General features: G+C 57.5%; 23 protein-coding genes. 13 read left to right on the forward strand and 10 right to left on the reverse strand.

Annotation, left to right across the window (positions count from 1 at the left end):
- Positions 1–252: 252 nt before the first annotated feature.
- From solA to grxB, 7 genes are all read right to left on the reverse strand, one after another.
- Positions 253–1,365: an N-methyl-L-tryptophan oxidase gene (gene solA / locus HFD97_RS03135; protein ID WP_167431015.1), complete on the reverse strand. Its 1,113-nt coding sequence runs from the start codon at positions 1,363–1,365 to the stop codon at positions 253–255.
- Between the two features lie 93 nt (positions 1,366–1,458).
- Positions 1,459–1,713 carry a biofilm formation regulator BssS gene (gene bssS / locus HFD97_RS03140; RefSeq protein WP_009090905.1) on the reverse strand — a complete coding sequence of 85 codons (255 nt, stop codon included), beginning with the start codon at positions 1,711–1,713 and terminating at the stop codon, positions 1,459–1,461.
- A 239-nt stretch (positions 1,714–1,952) separates the two neighbouring features.
- Entirely contained in the window at positions 1,953–2,225 is a 273-nt protein-coding gene (locus HFD97_RS03145) for a hypothetical protein (protein ID WP_009090903.1), read from the reverse strand.
- A gap of 146 nt (positions 2,226–2,371) precedes the next feature.
- On the reverse strand, positions 2,372–2,617 hold the full coding sequence (dinI, locus tag HFD97_RS03150) for a DNA damage-inducible protein I (RefSeq protein ID WP_003849907.1): 246 nt from the start codon (positions 2,615–2,617) through the stop codon (positions 2,372–2,374).
- Positions 2,618–2,679: 62 nt separating this feature from the next.
- Positions 2,680–3,723: a dihydroorotase gene (gene pyrC, locus HFD97_RS03155; RefSeq protein WP_167431014.1), complete on the reverse strand. Its 1,044-nt coding sequence runs from the start codon at positions 3,721–3,723 to the stop codon at positions 2,680–2,682.
- A gap of 134 nt (positions 3,724–3,857) precedes the next feature.
- Positions 3,858–4,421 (reverse strand): lipoprotein, encoded by a 564-nt coding sequence (locus HFD97_RS03160; RefSeq protein WP_009090899.1) that lies wholly within the window; start codon positions 4,419–4,421, stop codon positions 3,858–3,860.
- Between the two features lie 115 nt (positions 4,422–4,536).
- Positions 4,537–5,184 (reverse strand): glutaredoxin 2, encoded by a 648-nt coding sequence (gene grxB, locus HFD97_RS03165; RefSeq protein WP_009090897.1) that lies wholly within the window; start codon positions 5,182–5,184, stop codon positions 4,537–4,539.
- 295 nt (positions 5,185–5,479) lie between these two features.
- Here grxB and rimJ point away from each other — a divergent pair, with 295 nt between their 5' ends.
- From rimJ to murJ, 4 genes are all read left to right on the forward strand, one after another.
- Positions 5,480–6,073 carry a ribosomal protein S5-alanine N-acetyltransferase gene (rimJ, locus tag HFD97_RS03170; protein WP_009090895.1) on the forward strand — a complete coding sequence of 198 codons (594 nt, stop codon included), beginning with the start codon at positions 5,480–5,482 and terminating at the stop codon, positions 6,071–6,073.
- Between the two features lie 13 nt (positions 6,074–6,086).
- Positions 6,087–6,725 carry a DUF480 domain-containing protein gene (locus HFD97_RS03175; protein ID WP_167431013.1) on the forward strand — a complete coding sequence of 213 codons (639 nt, stop codon included), beginning with the start codon at positions 6,087–6,089 and terminating at the stop codon, positions 6,723–6,725.
- 1 nt (position 6,726) lies between these two features.
- The gene (locus tag HFD97_RS03180) at positions 6,727–7,647 is read left to right on the forward strand and encodes a Gfo/Idh/MocA family protein (RefSeq protein ID WP_167431012.1); all 921 of its coding nucleotides are present in this window, start codon (positions 6,727–6,729) and stop codon (positions 7,645–7,647) included.
- A gap of 120 nt (positions 7,648–7,767) precedes the next feature.
- Entirely contained in the window at positions 7,768–9,306 is a 1,539-nt protein-coding gene (gene murJ / locus HFD97_RS03185; protein WP_009090890.1) for a murein biosynthesis integral membrane protein MurJ, read from the forward strand.
- 64 nt (positions 9,307–9,370) lie between these two features.
- Here the strand turns inward: murJ and flgN are convergent, their stop codons facing one another.
- From flgN to flgA, 3 genes are all read right to left on the reverse strand, one after another.
- The gene (flgN, locus tag HFD97_RS03190) at positions 9,371–9,802 is read right to left on the reverse strand and encodes a flagellar export chaperone FlgN (RefSeq protein WP_009090889.1); all 432 of its coding nucleotides are present in this window, start codon (positions 9,800–9,802) and stop codon (positions 9,371–9,373) included.
- Positions 9,803–9,807: 5 nt separating this feature from the next.
- Positions 9,808–10,110: a flagellar biosynthesis anti-sigma factor FlgM gene (flgM, locus tag HFD97_RS03195; protein WP_009090886.1), complete on the reverse strand. Its 303-nt coding sequence runs from the start codon at positions 10,108–10,110 to the stop codon at positions 9,808–9,810.
- A gap of 104 nt (positions 10,111–10,214) precedes the next feature.
- Positions 10,215–10,874 carry a flagellar basal body P-ring formation chaperone FlgA gene (flgA, locus tag HFD97_RS03200; protein WP_058957505.1) on the reverse strand — a complete coding sequence of 220 codons (660 nt, stop codon included), beginning with the start codon at positions 10,872–10,874 and terminating at the stop codon, positions 10,215–10,217.
- Positions 10,875–11,028: 154 nt separating this feature from the next.
- Here flgA and flgB point away from each other — a divergent pair, with 154 nt between their 5' ends.
- Genes flgB through flgJ form a run of 9 tightly spaced genes read left to right on the forward strand, consistent with a single transcriptional unit; the run spans position 11,029 to position 18,241 of the window.
- On the forward strand, positions 11,029–11,442 hold the full coding sequence (gene flgB / locus HFD97_RS03205; RefSeq protein WP_009090882.1) for a flagellar basal body rod protein FlgB: 414 nt from the start codon (positions 11,029–11,031) through the stop codon (positions 11,440–11,442).
- A 2-nt stretch (positions 11,443–11,444) separates the two neighbouring features.
- The gene (gene flgC, locus HFD97_RS03210) at positions 11,445–11,849 is read left to right on the forward strand and encodes a flagellar basal body rod protein FlgC (protein ID WP_009090881.1); all 405 of its coding nucleotides are present in this window, start codon (positions 11,445–11,447) and stop codon (positions 11,847–11,849) included.
- A 12-nt stretch (positions 11,850–11,861) separates the two neighbouring features.
- The gene (flgD, locus tag HFD97_RS03215) at positions 11,862–12,533 is read left to right on the forward strand and encodes a flagellar hook assembly protein FlgD (protein WP_167431011.1); all 672 of its coding nucleotides are present in this window, start codon (positions 11,862–11,864) and stop codon (positions 12,531–12,533) included.
- 26 nt (positions 12,534–12,559) lie between these two features.
- Positions 12,560–13,816, forward strand: coding sequence for a flagellar hook protein FlgE (gene flgE / locus HFD97_RS03220; protein ID WP_167431010.1), 1,257 nt, complete (start codon positions 12,560–12,562; stop codon positions 13,814–13,816).
- Positions 13,817–13,836: 20 nt separating this feature from the next.
- Positions 13,837–14,592 (forward strand): flagellar basal body rod protein FlgF, encoded by a 756-nt coding sequence (locus tag HFD97_RS03225; protein ID WP_009090878.1) that lies wholly within the window; start codon positions 13,837–13,839, stop codon positions 14,590–14,592.
- Positions 14,593–14,609: 17 nt separating this feature from the next.
- The gene (gene flgG, locus HFD97_RS03230; protein ID WP_009090877.1) at positions 14,610–15,392 is read left to right on the forward strand and encodes a flagellar basal-body rod protein FlgG; all 783 of its coding nucleotides are present in this window, start codon (positions 14,610–14,612) and stop codon (positions 15,390–15,392) included.
- A 60-nt stretch (positions 15,393–15,452) separates the two neighbouring features.
- Positions 15,453–16,163: a flagellar basal body L-ring protein FlgH gene (locus HFD97_RS03235; RefSeq protein ID WP_033736336.1), complete on the forward strand. Its 711-nt coding sequence runs from the start codon at positions 15,453–15,455 to the stop codon at positions 16,161–16,163.
- Between the two features lie 9 nt (positions 16,164–16,172).
- Complete coding sequence (locus HFD97_RS03240; RefSeq protein ID WP_009090875.1) at positions 16,173–17,282, forward strand: flagellar basal body P-ring protein FlgI; 1,110 nt, start codon at positions 16,173–16,175, stop codon at positions 17,280–17,282.
- Positions 17,282–18,241, forward strand: coding sequence for a flagellar assembly peptidoglycan hydrolase FlgJ (gene flgJ, locus HFD97_RS03245; protein ID WP_009090874.1), 960 nt, complete (start codon positions 17,282–17,284; stop codon positions 18,239–18,241). The genes HFD97_RS03240 and flgJ overlap by 1 nt, the downstream gene beginning before the upstream one ends.
- Positions 18,242–18,347 lie beyond the last annotated feature (106 nt).

The following is an 18,347-nucleotide window of genomic DNA, read 5'->3' on the forward strand; positions in this document are numbered from 1 at the left end:
ATTATGAAATATAAAAGCAATCGCCCTTACGCTTCTATAAAATTAAAAAAATCATCGGAAAAGGTTGAATAAAAAGGCAGGGAAATGGGCAATATTACTGAATAATAATTTTGATGAGGGGAAAACGGTCAACCTCATTCCGCCCAAATGAACAATCGGGGCGAAATAAAGGCGAATTTTTGTCAGGGAAATTCAGCTTGCGTCAATCTTTGTCAGCAGGATGGCACCCTGTGATGCCATCCGTTTGCAGAGTCAGAAACGCGAAAGGCGGAACGGAGAGAGATCAAAGGAAAAGGGTTTCTGCTGCGCAAATTCTGCGGCCAGTTCGCCCAGCACGCTGGCAAATTTAAAGCCGTGTCCGCTGAGTCCGGTTATCAGCAGGCGATTGGGTTCACCCGGCAGCGTATCAATAATAAAATCTTCATCCGGGCTGAAGTCGTAGCTGCACGCTTCACCATGCAGACAGACACCGACGCCCGGTAAGAACTGGCGCAGGAAGCCAAAAGCTTCACTGCCATCTGCCGCCACGGCACCGAAGGGTTTACGATCTTCAGGCTGCTGCATCGGCTGTCCGCCATCGTGACGACCCACTTTCAGAGCGTTATTGTCAGCCGGGAAGCCATAGAACTGGCTGCCATCACGCATCTCGACGGTAAAGCCCGGGAACCTGTTGTTCTCGCTGTAGCGACCATCAGCCTGATACCAGGCAAACACCTTACGGGTAGGGGCAACCGGCAGATTCGGGATGAGTTTTCCGACCCAGGTACCGGCGCTGACCACCATTTTACGGCCGCGATAGACACCATCCAGCGTTGTAACCTGCTGAAGGTCGCCATCCCGTCCCAGTTCTGAGACCGGGCAGTTGAACAGCTGGGCACAGCCTGCCTGCTCCGCCAGCTGAACCCAGCTGCGCACCGCCTGTTCACATTTCAGGAAGCCCGACTGCGGCTCAAATACGCCCAGGTAGCCCTCTGGTACGTTAATCTGTGGCCAGCGTTGACGCACTTCCCCGGGCTGCATCACCTCAATGTTAAGCTCCCAGCGGCTTGCGCTGTCGATAACGTTGCTGATAAAAGGGGAGTCGTGAGGGGCGAGGTTAAGTACGCCGCTGCGATGCATAATGCGCTCACCGGCTCGCTGTTCCAGTTCATCCCACAGCGTCTGCGCCCGCAGTACCAGCGGCACATAACGTTCGCCTTCGCCGTAAGCGTGACGAATCAGACGGCTCTCGCCATGATGCGTGCCCTGATTGTGAGGAGGGTGGGCACTGTCGATCATTAATACCGAGAGGCCTGCCTGGGTGGCATAGTAGCCAGCCGCCGCACCTACTGAGCCGCTGCCAACGACGATAAGATCATAAATCATGGTAACTACGCTCTAAGAGTCAGATAATCAACAGCATACCGAAACAGAAACGAAAAAGGCACCCCTGAGGGTGCCCCTTTGATGTGGCAGAAACTAATGCTTACTGAGGAGTCGTTCCATCTGCTCGGCGGATTCAATCTTGGCGATGCCTGCTTCGAGGATCGAGATGAACTGCCTTGCCACATCCGTTGTCAGCCAGTAGGTGGGGCCAACATCCGCTTCTTCTTCTTTTTGATCCTGCGACGACAGCGAGTGCAGGCGGATCATCATGGCGTCATAGCTATCAACGGTACTGATATCCCAGCCCACCAGCGGGTGAGTCTGAATAACGTCTTTTCTTCTGTCCATTATAACCTCCTTATTACTCGTTAAACGAAGTGCATGATGAGGTTCAATGCGGCTTTTTTATTCCGATAGCGAAACAATTATAACAGTAAACCCGGGTGTCACTGTTTAAAAAATGCCGTGAGTCAGCTTCTCACAGAATATTCGCTTTTAACAGGCAGGAGTCAAAAAATAAAATGCCTGGCAGGCAGGCATTTTTTTACGATTCAGTGGGCAGGCGAAAAGCGGGACAGGCCGCCGGTTCAGAGCGCCGGGCTGTCTGGCACGATGCCGCCGACGCGTTTCTGCAGGGACTCTGCCAGACGGGCAAAATGTTGCTGAAGCTGTTCATCATGGTTTTGATTCTGGGCTTCCAGCGACAGATTGTGCACCAGCAGCTGGCTGGCACGATCGTCAAGACAGAAAATCAGACTGGAAAAGGCATTTTCCAGCACCGTTAAACGACGCTGCTGATCACCAATCAGTGCTAACAACTCACCAAAGGTCATCGCCTCTTCCGGTTTATCAGTAGTCATGGTGTCGCACCTCCTGTTATGCGTGACGAGCGCAAGGATAGGGCATTGATCAGTAAGAGTCTAGATGCATGAAGAGGGAAGTGCGAGAGGGGAGAAAAGATAAAAAAACCGGGTGGCGACACCCGGAAAAAAAAGCACAGTGGCGGTTAATCAGTAATGAACCAGTCGTCAGCACTCTCCCACGTCTGTTGCAGGATTTCGCTGATCTGGTCGCGCGTCTCTTTTCCACCGCCCAGCACGCTGAGATTGTTGGCACTGGCATAACGTACCTTGACGTGATTGGTCGAGTCAGGGAACTGTTCGTCAATGCGGCGCGACAGTTCATCGCTTAACGCCTCTATCGCGCCAGCAGGAAGAGGTCGGGTATTTGATACGGTAATTTCAACACGCATAGCAGCCTCCGGATAAGATACTGTATATATTTACAGTATCCATCCGCCGGAGGCAAGCAAAATTATGCAACGCGCCAGTTGAGCGTTTCACCCGCGAGGAAAGGAATCAGAGCGTCACTGCCCAGCGCGATGGACGCCGGCACCTGCCAGGGCTCTCGCACCAGCGTAATTGTGCCTTCATTCAGCGGCAGGCCATAGAAACGCGGGCCGTTTTCAGAACAGAACGCTTCGAAATGCTCCAGCGCATTCAGCTCTTCAAACACGGTCGCGTAGGCCGCCAGCGAGGTCGGCGCATTAAATACGCCCGCGCAGCCACAGGCAGACTCTTTAAGATGCTGCAGATGCGGAGCGGTGTCGGTGCCGAGGAAGAAACGCGGATGACCGCTGGCTACGACCCTGCGCAGCGCGTCCTGATGCACATTGCGCTTGAGAATCGGCAGGCAGTAAAGATGCGGGCGAATCCCGCCCACCAGCATGTGGTTGCGGTTAAACATCAGGTGCTGCGGCGTAATGGTCGCGCCCAGCGTCTCATCGGCAGCAGCGACATAATCCGCGGCATCCTGGGTGGTGATGTGCTCCATCACCACTTTCAGCCCCGGAAACTGACTGCGCAGCGGCACCATCACCGTGTCAATGAAGCGGGCTTCGCGATCAAAAATGTCGATATGGGCATCGGTGACTTCGCCATGAACCAGCAGCGGCATACTAAGCTGCTGCATCCGCTCCAGCACGCGGGCGATGGAGGCGATATTGGTAACGCCGTGGCTGGAGTTGGTGGTGGCATGAGCCGGATAGAGCTTGGCGGCGGTAAACAGACCGGATGTGAAGCCACGCTCAAGCTCATCCGGATCCAGTGAGTCAGTGAGATAACAGGTCATCAGCGGCGTAAAGGCGTGATCGGCGGGCAGCGCGGCCAGGATGCGGTCGCGGTACGCTTCTCCTGCCGCCACGCTGGTCACCGGCGGCACCAGGTTAGGCATCACGATGGCACGACCATTAACCGCGCTGGTGTAGGGCAGGACCGTTTTAAGCATCTCATCGTCACGCAGATGAATGTGCCAGTCGTCAGGGCGACGCAGGGTAAGTTGCTGAGGTTGTGCTGTCATCAGTGAAGCTCCGGCAGAAAGGAAACAGAAGGCATGTTTTGGCCGGGGTCTAAGCATAAGGATTCAGGCAACCGTTTGCACCTGCTTTTTCTGCTGACAGCAAAAATCCGCGCCGGATGGCGCGGCAAGCGGGATTACTGCGTGAAGGGGATAACCAGTTCGCCCGGTCTGACTTCCAGTCCTTTGGCAAATTTTTTCGCCAGTGACTCACCCTTACTGCGATCAGCGCTGAGACGGTAAGCCGGGTTTTGATCGAAATAGCTCTTCAGCGACTGATTCAGATAAGGCGTCAGGGTTTTCATGATGGCAGCCATTTTCTCCGGCGCCACCTGTGCGTCGGTTATCTCCAGATCGCGCAGAAAGATCGCCCCCTGCTGTGGGTCATAGACGGGCTGTGCGCGCATCGTCAGCTGCATGTCAGCCTGCTGCGGGCCGAACAGAGAGGTGACGTTAATCTTTGCATTGCCGGAGAGCGACACTTTGCCAGGTTCTGCGCGGCCGATCTGGCTGGTGAGATTATTCAGGACAATATGCGCATTGACCAGACCGGACACGCCAATGTCTTTCTCGTAGTTGTTATGCTTTTGCAGCGCCTGATTCACTTCCTGTTCGCTGATGGTGTACTGGGTCAGTTTATTGCAGCCGCTCACCAGCAGCACAAACATCAGGGCAGTCAGCCCGAAAAATACCTTTTTCATCGTTCTATATCCTGGATAACAAAGTCAGTTAACAGGATATAGCGTGCCTGAATGCGTGAGAGGTGTCATCAGAAAAGGGATGAGAAACACCGCGGTGTCTCTCATCCGGGCGGGATTACTGCGCAATAGAAGAGAGCAGATTGACCTGGGTCTGTTTGGCCATATTGTCGCGATAGTCAGCGACCCGTGCTGGCCAGTCGATGCCCGGAACCAGCGTCAGGGAGCGCAGCAGCGGGAAGAGGCTGAAATCATCTTCCGACAGCTCGCCGTTAACCGCATTAGGCTGGACGATCAGGCCGTCCAGTTTGCGCAGATCGCCGCTGACTTTTTTAATCAGTCCGGCCGAATGCGTTTTCAGCTCCTCGAAATCACCGATGCTGGCCTGCTTTTTCGCGCGGAAATAGTCACGTGCCGCCGGGGTGGCAAACTCCGCAAAAGGGGCCTCGGCAATACGCGGCAGCAGCAGCTTATTCACGTAGCTGTTCATGTGACGCAGCCAGTCGCCAATAGCCGGATTGAGCGCACCGGTAATCAGCGGTTTGCCATCCTGCTGGTCGACATAGTGCACAATCTCCATGCTTTCCGGCATCGCGCTGCCATCCTTTTTCTGCAGGACAGGCGCCATTTTCTGGCCAATCAGTCGCTGAGGCGTCTCTTCATCGTCATTGAGCATGACCACCAGCTCAACCGGCAAATTCTTCAGACCAAAAATCATGCGCGCTTTCACACAGAAGGGGCAGTGGTCGTAGATATAGAGCTTCATCCTGATCTCCCTCGTTTACAGGTTAATGTTTAACAGAGTGAATCATTTCATCCTGTTCCGGGCGCCTGAACAGTATGGAAGAGATTCCCCCTCCCGGCAAACCAGCCCGACAGATGGCCGGGCTGAACGGGCGTTGATGACGCCTGAGCAGGGGCGTCTGCGCGGTGATAACGGAACAAAAACAACCTCTTTACGGCAAAAAATCCGTAATGTTTTACCGCAGCCCAGGCGGCGGTTATAGTGAAAGCCAGATAATGACGGCTTTCACTCTCAGCCATTGATTTCAGGAGTCAGGATGTTTGGCTATCGTTCTGCCGCGCCCAGGGTGCGCTTAACCACCGATCGGCTGGTGGTCCGTCTGGTTCACGAACGTGACGCCTGGCGAATGGCAGATTACTACGCGGAAAACCGCCTGTTTTTAAAACCGTGGGAGCCGGTGCGCGATGACAGTCACTGCTATCCCTCCGGCTGGCAGGCGCGGCTGGGGCTGATCGCCGACATGCATAAGCAGGGCTCGGCCTTCTATTTTATTCTGATGGACAGCGAAGAAACCGAAGTGCGCGGCGTAGCCAACTTCAGCAACGTGCTGCGCGGTTCCTTTCACGCCTGTTATCTTGGCTATTCGCTGGGCGAAAAGTGGCAGGGACAGGGGCTGATGTTTGAAGCGTTACAGTCTGCTATCCGCTACATGCAGCGTCAGCAGCATATTCATCGCATCATGGCGAACTACATGCCGCACAACCAGCGCAGCGGCGACCTGCTGGCGCGCCTCGGTTTTGAGAAAGAGGGATATGCGAAAGACTATCTGCTGATTGACGGACGCTGGCAGGATCACGTGCTGACAGCATTAACCCAGCGGGAATGGACGCCTGACCGGCGTGGACAATAATGAGGACGCAAGCATGAAGATGGCTTTATCGGCGCAGGCGCTGCGCGTGCTGGGCTGCCTGCTGGAGAAGCAGGTTACCACGCCGGAACAGTATCCGCTGTCACTGAATGGGGTCGTGGTGGCCTGTAACCAGAAATCAAACCGCGAGCCGGTGATGGAGCTGAGTGAAAGCGCGGTACAGGATGAACTCGATCAGCTGGTGAAGCGGCATCTGGTTACCGCCAGCAGCGCGTCCGGTCAGCGGGTCGTGAAATATGAGCAGCGTTTCTGTAACTCCGCCTTTGGCACGCTGAAGCTGAACAGCGCCGAAGTTGCCGTGCTGACGTTACTGCTGCTGCGCGGTCCGCAGACGCCAGGCGAACTGCGCACCCGCAGCGGCCGTCTTCATGAGTTCAGTGACGTCAGCGAAACAGAACAGACGCTGGAAGGCCTGATGCAGCGTGACGACAGCGCCCGGGTGATCCGCCTGGCGCGCGAGCCGGGCAAGCGCGAAAGCCGCTTTATGCATCTGCTGGCCGGGGAGAGCGACACGCCACTGGCCGCCGATGAGCCGGAAGAGCAGGGCGATCTGGCGAGGCGTGTGGCCACCCTGGAACAGCAGGTCGCCCGGCTTCAGGCTCAGCTCACTCAACTGCTGCAGCCGGAGCATTAAGATGACTTTACGTATTGGTGTGGTGGGACTCGGCGGTATCGCACAGAAAGCCTGGCTGCCGGTGTTGTCGGCGGCGACAGACTGGACGCTGGTGGGGGCATTTTCGCCGAATCAGGCCAAAGCCCGGCCACTCTGCGACAGTTACCGTATGGACTGTTTCAGTTCCCTGAATGCGCTGGCCGCGGCCTGCGACGCCGTTTTTGTCCACAGCAGCACCGCCACGCACTATGAGGTGGTGAAGGCGCTGCTGCTGGCCGGAAAAGATGTCTGCGTCGATAAGCCGCTGGCGGAAACTCTGGATCAGGCTGAGGCGCTGGTGGCGCTGGCGGAGAAACAGCAGCGTAAGCTGATGGTCGCCTTTAATCGCCGCTTCGCCCCGCGCTATCAGCAGCTGCGGGCGGAGATGGGACACGTCGCTTCCCTGCGGATTGAAAAGCACCGCAGCGACAGCGTCGGGCCCCAGGATCTCCGCTTTACCCTGCTTGATGACTACCTGCACGTTGTCGACACCGCACTCTGGCTCGGCGGCAAGCCTGTTCAGCATGTTCAGGGGCGCATCGACACCAACGAACAGGGACAGATGCTCTACGCTGAGCACCACTTCGCCCTGGAGGGCCTGTCGATCACCACCAGCATGCATCGGCGCGCAGGCAGTCAGCGTGAGCGTGTCAGTGCGACAGGCGACGGTAAATGTATCGACATCAGTGAGATGCGCGACTGGCAGGAAGAGCGGCACGACGGCGTGCTGATCGCTCCGCCTGCCGCCTGGCAGAGCCACCTGACCCAGCGCGGGTTCAGCGGGGCCGCACGCCATTTTATCGACTGCGTGCAGAATCAGACGACGCCTGAAACCAGCGGTGAACAGGCGCTGATGGCGCAGCGTGTGGTGGAAAACCTCTGGCATAGTGCCATTCTGGAATAACGCCTTGTAACACTCCGTGCTGGTCATTTCCCTCCGTGGCAGTAGACTGTCGCCGGGCATCTTTCAGGTGCCCGCGCGACTTCTCCTTTTTACTGATTTTTTCAGGATGCGCCGTCAATTATGAATCTTTTAAAATCGCTGGCAGCGGTCAGTTCCATGACCCTGTTTTCCCGCGTTCTGGGCTTTGCCCGTGATGCCATCGTGGCGCGGGTGTTTGGCGCCGGAATGGCGACCGATGCGTTTTTTGTTGCGTTTAAACTGCCGAATCTGCTGAGGCGTATTTTTGCCGAAGGCGCGTTTTCCCAGGCATTTGTGCCCATTCTCGCAGAATATAAAAGCAAGCAGGGTGAGGAGGCGACACGTCTGTTCCTCTCGTATGTCTCAGGCCTGCTGACACTGGCGCTGGCGCTGGTGACCTTCGCAGGGATGCTCGCTGCGCCCTGGGTGATCATGATTACCGCACCGGGCTTCAGCGACCATGCGGATAAATTTGCCCTGACCAGTTCCCTGCTGCGGGTGACCTTTCCCTACATTATGCTGATCTCGCTGGCGTCGCTGGCGGGTGCGGTGCTGAACACCTGGAACCGCTTCTCGGTGCCAGCTTTTGCGCCGACCCTGCTGAACGTCAGCATGATCAGCTTCGCCCTGTTCGCCGCGCCGCATTTCCATCCGCCGGTGATGGCGCTCGCCTGGGCGGTCGTCGTGGGCGGGGTGCTGCAGCTCGGCTATCAGCTGCCACACCTGAAGAAGCTGGGAATGCTGGTGCTGCCACGCATCAATCTGCGTGACGCAGGCGTCTGGCGCGTGATGCGTCAGATGGGGCCGGCGATCCTGGGCGTTTCGGTCAGTCAGATCTCGCTGATCATCAATACCATCTTCGCCTCGTTCCTGGTGTCGGGTTCCGTCTCCTGGATGTATTACGCCGATCGCCTGATGGAGTTCCCCTCCGGCGTACTGGGCGTGGCGCTGGGTACCATTCTGCTGCCGTCGCTGGCCAAAAGTTTTTCCAGCGGCAATCACGATGAGTATTCCCGGCTGATGGACTGGGGACTACGCCTCTGCTTCCTGCTGGCGCTGCCCTGCGCTGTGGCGCTGGGGATGCTCTCCGGCCCGCTCACCGTGGCGCTGTTCCAGTATGGCAAATTCACGGCCTTTGATGCGCTGATGACGCAGCGTGCGCTGATCGCCTACTCTGTAGGCCTGATGGGCCTGATTGTGGTCAAGGTGCTGGCACCCGGCTTCTATTCACGGCAGGACATCAAAACCCCGGTTAAAATCGCGATTATCACGCTGATCATGACGCAGGTGATGAACCTGGCCTTCATCGGCCCGCTGAAACATGCCGGTCTCTCTCTGTCGATTGGGCTGGCGGCCTGTCTGAATGCCTCGCTGCTCTACTGGCAGCTGCGCAAGAAGCAGATCTTTATGCCTCAGCCGGGCTGGAGCAGCTTTCTGGTGCGTCTGCTGATCGCCGTGGCGGTGATGGCCGGGGCACTGTTTGCCATGCTGCAATGGATGCCCGCCTGGGAGCAGGGCTCGATGCTGTGGCGACTGCTGCGTCTGGCGCTGGTCTGTGCAGTGGGTGGGGGAAGTTACTTTCTGGCGCTGGCGCTGCTGGGATTCCGGCTGCGCGACTATGCGCGCCGTACCGCTGCCTGAGGCGGTTCCTCTTCTGCCATAAAAAAATCCCGCATCAGCGGGATTTTTTTTGCTACTTTTCTGCTCAGGCTTTACGGCTTAGCGTGGCCTGGCCTTTACCCATCCCATCCGGGCCATAGAACGCCTGGGTCTGATGCGGCTTCAGCACCTCCAGGGCATCCTGGGTGTAGCGAATCTGATGCTGCAGCAGCATGCCGTTATGCACATTGGCATCCTGCAGACGACGGCTATGCTGCTGGATGACGTCCCAGCGGCGTGCCATGTCGTTCTGACCACGATAAGGTGCCGACACGGACTGACTCTTTTCAGCGGTGCGTCGCATCTCATCCAGATAGTTCAGCGTGCTGAGCAGCGCGCTTTTATCTTCAGTGATGCGCTGCAGCAGGTTGCTGTTAATGTTGCCGCTTGCCAGCTGCTGCTGCTCTTCTTCCAGCACCGCAGAAAGCGATGCCAGCACGTCCTGCATCTTATCTAATGTGGTCTGCAAATTACTCATGGTAACTAATTACCCTCTAAATACGCCTTAGTATCGGCAATCAGCGCATCGGCGATTTTGCCGGTATCCATCTTCAGTTCGCCATTACGAATGGCGGTTTTCAGTTGTTCAACGCGCTCGACGTTGATGTCTTTGCTGCTCGGCTGCATCAGCTGAGACTGCGCGCTGCTCAGATTGACCTGAGCGGCAGCCGCCGGCGCTGCCGCCGGGCTGGCACTCTGACGCACTTTGCTGCTGCCTGGCTCGCTGGTATCGCGGCTCTGTACGGTGCTGGCGGGTTTCAGAGGTTGCGTTCTGTCAATGCTCATATTCGGGCTCCTGTACGGTCAGGGGAAGTCTGCCACCTGAATCATAATAGCGTTATCGCTTTGTTGATTCTTCTATCGGCAGCATGATGGGCTTCTTTAACACTTTACAGCGTTATAAGAATATTCCCATCCTCGCGCACCTTACCGCTGACAATCTGACCATTCCCCATCCTGACGCGAACCCACTGTGAACGGGTGGCGTTGTTCAGCGCCTTGCCCTCACCACTGGCGTCAAAGCCGTCGCCGCTGGCTATCACCATCACACTCTGACCCGCCTTAACCCGCCACGGCTGACGCAGCATGGCGGGGTTGATCGGCTGTCCCGGTGGGATGTCACGCAGGACGACCGCATCGGCCACCGAGTCGCTGTTCAGCAGGGCGCGTGCGGGCAGGGTATCCAGACGCCCCGTCTGCAGCGTGAAGTCGCTTTCGCTGACGCTGCTGCCCCGGCTCAGCAGCCGGTTCGCCACCAGATAGCTCCCGGTCACCTGGACCTGAACCTGGAGATAACGACGGTTTTCACCGCAGTTAGCCGCCACGCTCATGTTGCCCCATAACCGGCTGTTGCCGGGCAGGGTGAACTGGGGCGCCTCACAGGTGGGCCACTGCGCCTGCGGCGTGCGAATCACCACCGTCATGCCCTGAGCATGCTGGGCGTCACGCGCTTTAAAAAACTGGTTCAGTTGTGCATTGAGATCTCCCGCAGAAGCCGGCAGGGCGATCGCGACCAGCAGGCTGGTCAGCAGGGTCAGATATCGACGCATGGTGCAATTCCTCACTGATGATGGCAACGAGTGTAACCGTTAAGAAAAATCCTCAATTGTCAAAATAGCGGTCATTTGAGGCCTTATTCAGACGATGACCCCTTGCTTTTTCAAATTAAGCTGCCAGCTCGAAATTCTCATACGCGGAGGAAACATGCTCGACAAACTGGATGCGGCGCTGAAATTTGGTACGGAGGCCCTCAACCTGCGTGCTCAACGTCAGGAGATCCTGGCGTCAAATATTGCCAACGCCGATACCCCTGGTTATCAGGCCCGGGATATCGACTTTGCCAGCGAGCTGAGTCGGGTGATGTCCAATGGCCGTGCGGAAGGCAGCAGCATGGCGTTGAAGGTCACTTCAGCTCGCCACATTGAAGCACAGACAAACGGCGTACCCTCGATGGACATGCTTTATCGCATTCCCGATCAGCCTTCTGCCGACGGCAACACCGTAGATATGGACCGTGAGCGTACGCAGTTCGCGGATAACAGCCTGAAATATCAAACCGACCTCACCCTCATCAGCAGCCAGATAAAAGGCATGATGAGCGTGTTACAAGGGCAATAATTATGGCCTTGCTGAATATTTTTGACATTGCCGGTTCAGCGATGACCGCGCAATCACAGCGATTAAACGTCAGTGCCAGTAACCTGGCGAACGCCGACAGCGTCACCGGTCCCGATGGCAAGCCTTACGTGGCAAAGCAGGTGGTCTTCCAGACCGATGCGGCGCCGGGCTCAGCAACCGGCGGGGTGAAAGTCGCCCGGGTTGTCGAGGATCCGACGCCAGCGAAACTGGTTTACGACCCGGGCAACCCGATGGCCGATGCCAAAGGCTACGTGAAGATGCCGAACGTGGATGTGGTCTCCGAAAGCGTCAACACCATGTCGGCGTCACGCAGCTACCAGGCCAACGTGGAAGTGCTGAACACCGTGAAGTCGATGATGATGAAAACCCTGACGATTGGGCAATAACGGAGAAAAACCATGGCTATCGCGGTAGGCGTTAATGAAAAACTGGATCCGTCGGTTCTCAGCTCCTCCAGCACCGGCACCGGCAACAATGCACAGGATCTGCAGAATCAGTTCCTGACCATGCTGGTTACCCAGTTACAGAACCAGGATCCAACCAATCCGATGGATAACAGCCAGCTCACCACGCAGCTGGCACAGATCAATACCCTGAGCGGGATTGAAAAACTGAACACCACGCTGGGATCGATCTCCGGCCAGATCAGCACCAGCCAGTCGCTGCAGAGCTCCACGCTGATTGGGCACGGCGTGATGGTCAACGGCAGCCAGATTCTGGTCGGCAACGGCACCACAACGCCTTTTGGTGTTGAGCTGGGCTCCGCCTCGACCGGCGCCTCCGCCACCATTAAAGATGCCAGTGGCGCGGTGATCGACACCGTCGATCTGGGCGCGCTGAGCGCTGGCGTGCACACCTTCTCGTGGGACGGCAAGCTGACGGATGGTTCAGTGGCCCCGGATGGTAAATACAGCGTTGCGATTGCTGCAAGCAATGGCAACACACAACTGGTGGCACAACCGCTGAACTACGCCTACGTCAATGGGGTGAGTACCGCGAACGACACCACCAAACTGGATCTCGGCACCATGGGCTCCGCCACCCTTGACGACGTACGTCAGATTCTCTGATTAACCTGTAGACAGGAGACACACACATGTCATTTTCCCAAGCGGTCAGCGGCCTTGGCGCTGCCTCTAGTAACCTTGATGTCATCGGTAACAACATCGCCAACTCCGCCACCGCGGGCTTTAAATCCAGCACCATCGCGTTTGCCGATATGTTTGCCGGTTCTAACGTCGGCCTCGGCACGAAAGTGGCGGCCGTGATCCAGAACTTCAACGACGGTTCCACCACGACTACCAGCCGTGGCCTGGATGTGGCGCTGAGCGGTAACGGTTTCTTCCGCATGACCGACAGCAGCGGCGGCGTGTTCTACTCACGTAATGGTCAGTTCACCCTTGATGCCAACCGTAACCTGGTCAACACCCAGGGCCTGAACGTGACCGGCTATCCGGCCAGCGGTTCACCGGCTACCATCCAGGCGGGTGCAAACCCGGTGGCGATCCGTATTCCGACCGAGCAGATGTCAGCCCGTGCCACCACCACGGCCGGTCTGGTTGCCAACCTGAACTCAACGGACACCACGCCATCTGTGACCACCTTCTCGACGGCGAACGCAGACAGCTACAACAAGAAAACCACGGCAACCGTGTACGACTCGCAGGGTAATGACCATGCGCTCGACATGTACTTCGTGAAAGACACCACCAGCAACAGCTGGACCGTTCATACCATCGACGGCACCACCGGCACCTCGGCGGGCGACTTCCGCATGACGTTTGATACCAGCGGTAAGCTGACAGGCGTCTCTAAGCTGGATGCAAACGGCGCGGTAGTGAGCACCACCAACGACGGTACCGTTGGCCTGACGCTGAACGTGGGCGGCGCCAACGGCGCGGTCGCGAACCAGCCGATCACCCTGAGCATGCTGGGCAGCCTGCAGCAGAACACCGGCGCCACCACCTTTGGCAGCCCGACGCAGGATGGTTATGCACCAGGCGATCTGACCAGCTACGCCATCAATGATGACGGCACCATCACCGGCACCTACTCCAACCAGAAAACCCAGCTGCTGGGTCAGATTGTGCTGGCGAGCTTCTCTAACCCGGAAGGTCTGCAGTCACAGGGCGACAACGTCTGGGCGGCATCCAGCGCATCAGGTCAGGCAGCAGTCGGTCTGGCTAATACCGGAACCTTTGGTTCTCTGACGGCGGGCGCCCTGGAGTCCTCAAACGTCGATATGAGTAAAGAGCTGGTGAACATGATCGTGGCGCAGCGTAACTATCAGGCGAATGCGCAGACCATCAAAACTCAGGACCAGATTCTCAACACGCTGGTTAACTTACGTTAATTCGCTAACAGGATTGCCATATGGATCACGCGATATATACCGCGATGGGCGCGGCCAGCCAGACGCTGGATCAGCAGGCGGTCACCGCCAGCAACCTCGCCAACGCCTCAACACCAGGCTTTCGTGCGCAGCTCAATGCGCTGCGCGCGGTGCCGGTGAATGGCTGGTCACTGCCAACCCGTACGCTGGTCGCCGCCTCCACACCCGGCGCCGACATGAGCCAGGGCGCGATGGATTACACCGAGCGTCCACTCGATGTGGCGGTGCAGCAGGATGGCTGGCTGGCGGTGCGTACCGCTGACGGCAGCGAAGCTTATACCCGCAACGGCAATATGCAGATTAGCCCGAACGGCACGCTGACGGTTCAGGGCAATCCTGTGATGGGCGACGGCGGTCCGATTGTGATCCCGCAGGGCACCGAAATCACCATCGCGGCTGACGGCTCCATTACCGGCCTGAATGCCGGTGACTCGCCCAACGCCACGGTTCAGCTGGGTAAGCTGAAGCTGGTCAGGGCCACCGGTCAGGAGCTGCAGCGCAGTGATGACGGGATGTTCCGTCCCACGGCTGCGACACAGGCGACCCGCGGTGCGGCGCTGCAGGCTGACGCCACCATGCAGGTGATGCCTGGCGTGCTGGAAGGCAGCAACGTCAAACCGGTGGAAACCATGGTCGATATGATCGCCAACGCCCGACGTTTTGAGATGCAGATGAAAGTCATCACTAACGTCGACGAAAATGAACAAAAAGCCAATCAGCTCCTGAACATGAGCTAAGGCGCGAGGATAACAACATGATTCGTTCTTTATGGATCGCTAAGACCGGTCTTGATGCGCAGCAGATGAACATGGACGTGATTGCCAACAACCTGGCTAACGTCAGCACCAATGGCTTTAAGCGTTCGCGTGCCGTGTTCGAAGATCTGATGTACCAGACCATGCGTCAGCCGGGCACGCAGTCGTCCGAACAGACGACGTTGCCCTCCGGTCTGCAGATCGGCACCGGTGTCCGTCCGGTCACCACTGAGCGTCTGCACACCCAGGGCAACCTGTCACAGACCAGCAATTCAAAAGATATCGCCATTAACGGCCAGGGCTATTTTCAGATTCAGATGCCGGATGGCACCTCTGCTTATACCCGTGACGGCGCGTTTCAGGTGGATCAGAACGGCCAGCTGGTGACCAACTCCGGTTTCCCGGTGCAGCCCGGCATTACCATTCCGGCTAACGCCACCAGCATCACGGTTTCGCGTGACGGTGTGGTCAGCGTGACGCAGCAAGGCCAGGCCCAGGCTGCGCAGGTGGGTCAGTTAACCCTGAGCACCTTCATGAACGATGCCGGTCTCGATAGTGTGGGTGAAAACCTCTACAAGGAAACTCAGGCATCGGGCGCACCGACTGACAGCACCCCAGGCCAGAACGGCGCGGGTCTGCTCTATCAGGGCTATACCGAAACCTCAAACGTTAACGTGGCGGAAGAGCTGGTCACCATGATTCAGACGCAGCGCGCTTACGAAATCAACAGCAAGGCGATCAGTACCTCTGATCAGATGCTGGCGAAATTAACGCAGATTTAATCCCGAACAGGGCCAGCCCATGCTGGCCTGAATGACAGACATTAATAAGGTCGTGACGCCGTGGCGAAGCAACAGATTCTCAAGCCTGGACATTGGTTAGTCGCCTCGCTGCTGCTAACTCTTAACGGTTGTGCCCTGGTCCCCCGGACCCCGCTGGTCGAAGGCGCAACCACAGCACAGCCGATGCCGTCCGCGCCACCGGTGGTAAACGGCTCCATTTTCCAGGGCGTCGCGCCGCTTAACTACGGCTACCAGCCGCTGTTTGAAGACCGCCGTCCACGCAACATTGGCGATACCCTGACCATCACGCTGCAGGAAAACGTCAGTGCCAGCAAAAGCTCTTCCGCCAATGCCAGCCGCGATGGCAGCAACAGCTTTGGCCTGAACGCCGTGCCGACCGGTCTGGCGGGCCTGGTGGGTGCCGGTGGCGAAAAAGCCAATATCAGCGCGGAAGGCAAAAATGATTTCGCCGGGAAAGGGGGCGCATCTGCCAACAACACCTTTACCGGCACCATTACCGTCACGGTGGATCAGGTGTTGTCGAACGGCAACCTGCACGTGGTCGGTGAAAAACAGATCGCCATTAATCAGGGCACGGAGTTCATTCGCTTCTCAGGTGTAGTCAACCCACGCACCATCAGCGCCAGCAATGCCGTGTTATCTACCGCTGTCGCCGATGCACGTATTGAGTACGTCGGAAATGGCTATATCAATGAGGCGCAGACCATGGGTTGGTTACAGCGCTTCTTCCTGAACATCTCGCCGATGTAAGAGGTTTCAATGAAAAAGTTAACGCTGTTGCGCGCCGGGCTGGCACTGCTGCTGGGCGTCAGCCTGCTGGCAAAAGCCGATTTGATTCGTGACTTAACCACCATCCAGGGGGTTCGCGAAAACCAGTTACTGGGCTATGGCCTGGTTGTGGGTCTTGATGGTACCGGTGACCAGACGACCCAGACGCCGTTTACCACTCAGACCGTCAGCAACATGCTGTCACAGCTGGGGATTACCGTGCCCGCAGGCACCAACATGCAGCTGAAAAACGTGGCGGCGGTTATGGTCACCGCAAAACTGCCCGCGTTTGCCCGTCAGGGACAGAACCTGGATGTGGTGGTCTCTTCACTGGGTAACGCCAAAAGCCTGCGCGGCGGCACGCTGTTAATGACGCCGCTGAAAGGGGTCGATAACCAGGTCTATGCGCTGGCGCAGGGAAATATCCTCGTCGGCGGTGCGGGCGCATCGGCAGGCGGCAGCAGTGTTCAGGTTAACCAGCTTAACGGCGGCCGGATTACCGGCGGGGCCACGGTTGAGCGTGAACTGCAGAGCAACTTTGGTTCGCAGAACACCATTAACCTGCAGCTGAACAACGAAGACTTCTCCATGGCGCAGCGGATTGCTGATGCCATTAACGCACGTGGGGGATATGGCTCGGCTCAGCCGCTGGATGCGCGTACCGTACAGATCCGCGTCTCGCCAAACAATGGCGCGCAGGTGCGTCTGCTGGCCGATATCCAGAACATTAACGTCTCGATTCCGGTCGAAGATGCCAAAGTGATCATCAACTCCCGTACCGGCTCGGTGGTGATGAACCGCGAAGTGACGCTGAATCAGTGTGCGGTGGCGCAGGGCAACCTCTCTGTGACGGTCAACCAGCAGCAGAACGTCAGCCAGCCTGATACCCCGCTGGCCGGTGGTCAGACGGTGGCGACAACGCAGACCCAGATCGATCTGCGTCAGAGCGGCGGTGCGCTGCAACGCGTCAACGCCAGCGCCAACCTGAACAACGTGGTGCGTGCGCTGAATGCGCTGGGCGCTTCACCTATCGAGCTGATGTCGATTCTGCAGTCAATGCAGAGTGCCGGCTGTCTGCGTGCCAAACTGGAAATTATCTGATGGCTGATATGCAATCTGTGATGAGTGCGGCTTACGACAGCCGCTCCCTGAATGAACTGAAACACCAGGCCAGCAACGACCCGAAAGGGCATGCGTTGCAGGTGGCGCGTCAGGTCGAAGGGATGTTTGTACAGATGATGCTGAAGAGTATGCGCGAGGCGTTGCCGCAGGACGGCATTATGAGCAACGAACAGACCAAACTCTTCACCTCTATGTATGACCAGCAGATTGCGCAGGAGATGGGGAAACGCGGGCTTGGCCTGGCGGAAACCATCGTCAAACAGATGCAGCCCGCTGTCGCGCCGGATGAGAAAGCCGGAACGGTGCCGATGAAGCTGGATAACAGCTTCATCCTCAGCACCAGCGGGGCGACGCCGATGCCGGCGCAGCAGCTGGAGCAGATGGTGCGTAAAGCTATGCCGCGTCTGCCTGCCGCTTCGCCAACCGGCCTGCCCAGCGACAGCCGCGAGTTCATCGCGCAGCTGACGCAGCCCGCGCAGGCGGCCAGTCAGCAGAGTGGTATCCCTCATCACCTGATTCTGGCGCAGGCGGCGCTGGAGTCGGGCTGGGGCCAGCGTCAGATCCTGACCCGCGACGGTAAACCGAGCTACAACGTCTTCGGCATCAAAGCGAGTGGCGACTGGAAGGGTGACACCACCGACATCATGACCACCGAATATGAGCAGGGCGAAGCGAAAAAAGTCCGGGCCAGCTTCCGGGTCTATAACTCCTATTTCGAGGCGCTGACCGACTACGTCCGGCTCCTGACGAAAAACCCACGCTATGCGGCGGTCACTACCGCATCCAGTGCAGAACAGGGCGCGCAGGCGCTGCAGGCGGCGGGCTATGCCACCGATCCTAAATATGCGCAGAAGCTGGTGGGAATGATTCAGCAATTCAAAAGCATGGGCGACAAAGTCGTTAAAGCGTACAGCCAGGATATTGGCGACCTGTTCTGATCATTGCGCCTCAAGTTTCACTTAAGCAAGCCGATAACATCACCATAAGCCAGATGCGTTTTCGCCCGCTGGCGTTCATTCAGATCTCTGCCAGCCCGGTTGACGG

The organism is Pantoea sp. EKM103V (assembly GCF_011800365.1).
Classification (GTDB): domain Bacteria; phylum Pseudomonadota; class Gammaproteobacteria; order Enterobacterales; family Enterobacteriaceae; genus Pantoea; species Pantoea anthophila.

Bases quoted from the DNA above. Each gene is read 5' to 3' on its own strand.
- rimJ (WP_009090895.1), top strand. From the start codon at position 5,480: ATGTTTGGCTATCGTTCTGCCGCGCCCAGGGTGCGCTTAACCACCGAT.
- flgE (WP_167431010.1), top strand. From the start codon at position 12,560: ATGTCATTTTCCCAAGCGGTCAGCGGCCTTGGCGCTGCCTCTAGTAAC.
- flgJ (WP_009090874.1), top strand. From the start codon at position 17,282: ATGGCTGATATGCAATCTGTGATGAGTGCGGCTTACGACAGCCGCTCC.
- dinI (WP_003849907.1), bottom strand. From the start codon at position 2,617: ATGCGTGTTGAAATTACCGTATCAAATACCCGACCTCTTCCTGCTGGC.
- flgG (WP_009090877.1), top strand. From the start codon at position 14,610: ATGATTCGTTCTTTATGGATCGCTAAGACCGGTCTTGATGCGCAGCAG.
- flgD (WP_167431011.1), top strand. From the start codon at position 11,862: ATGGCTATCGCGGTAGGCGTTAATGAAAAACTGGATCCGTCGGTTCTC.
- HFD97_RS03145 (WP_009090903.1), bottom strand. From the start codon at position 2,225: ATGACTACTGATAAACCGGAAGAGGCGATGACCTTTGGTGAGTTGTTA.
- flgN (WP_009090889.1), bottom strand. From the start codon at position 9,802: ATGAGTAATTTGCAGACCACATTAGATAAGATGCAGGACGTGCTGGCA.
- pyrC (WP_167431014.1), bottom strand. From the start codon at position 3,723: ATGACAGCACAACCTCAGCAACTTACCCTGCGTCGCCCTGACGACTGG.
- solA (WP_167431015.1), bottom strand. From the start codon at position 1,365: ATGATTTATGATCTTATCGTCGTTGGCAGCGGCTCAGTAGGTGCGGCG.
- HFD97_RS03175 (WP_167431013.1), top strand. From the start codon at position 6,087: ATGAAGATGGCTTTATCGGCGCAGGCGCTGCGCGTGCTGGGCTGCCTG.
- flgA (WP_058957505.1), bottom strand. From the start codon at position 10,874: ATGCGTCGATATCTGACCCTGCTGACCAGCCTGCTGGTCGCGATCGCC.
- flgB (WP_009090882.1), top strand. From the start codon at position 11,029: ATGCTCGACAAACTGGATGCGGCGCTGAAATTTGGTACGGAGGCCCTC.
- bssS (WP_009090905.1), bottom strand. From the start codon at position 1,713: ATGGACAGAAGAAAAGACGTTATTCAGACTCACCCGCTGGTGGGCTGG.
- flgC (WP_009090881.1), top strand. From the start codon at position 11,445: ATGGCCTTGCTGAATATTTTTGACATTGCCGGTTCAGCGATGACCGCG.
- HFD97_RS03240 (WP_009090875.1), top strand. From the start codon at position 16,173: ATGAAAAAGTTAACGCTGTTGCGCGCCGGGCTGGCACTGCTGCTGGGC.
- HFD97_RS03225 (WP_009090878.1), top strand. From the start codon at position 13,837: ATGGATCACGCGATATATACCGCGATGGGCGCGGCCAGCCAGACGCTG.
- grxB (WP_009090897.1), bottom strand. From the start codon at position 5,184: ATGAAGCTCTATATCTACGACCACTGCCCCTTCTGTGTGAAAGCGCGC.
- HFD97_RS03180 (WP_167431012.1), top strand. From the start codon at position 6,727: ATGACTTTACGTATTGGTGTGGTGGGACTCGGCGGTATCGCACAGAAA.
- murJ (WP_009090890.1), top strand. From the start codon at position 7,768: ATGAATCTTTTAAAATCGCTGGCAGCGGTCAGTTCCATGACCCTGTTT.
- HFD97_RS03160 (WP_009090899.1), bottom strand. From the start codon at position 4,421: ATGAAAAAGGTATTTTTCGGGCTGACTGCCCTGATGTTTGTGCTGCTG.
- flgM (WP_009090886.1), bottom strand. From the start codon at position 10,110: ATGAGCATTGACAGAACGCAACCTCTGAAACCCGCCAGCACCGTACAG.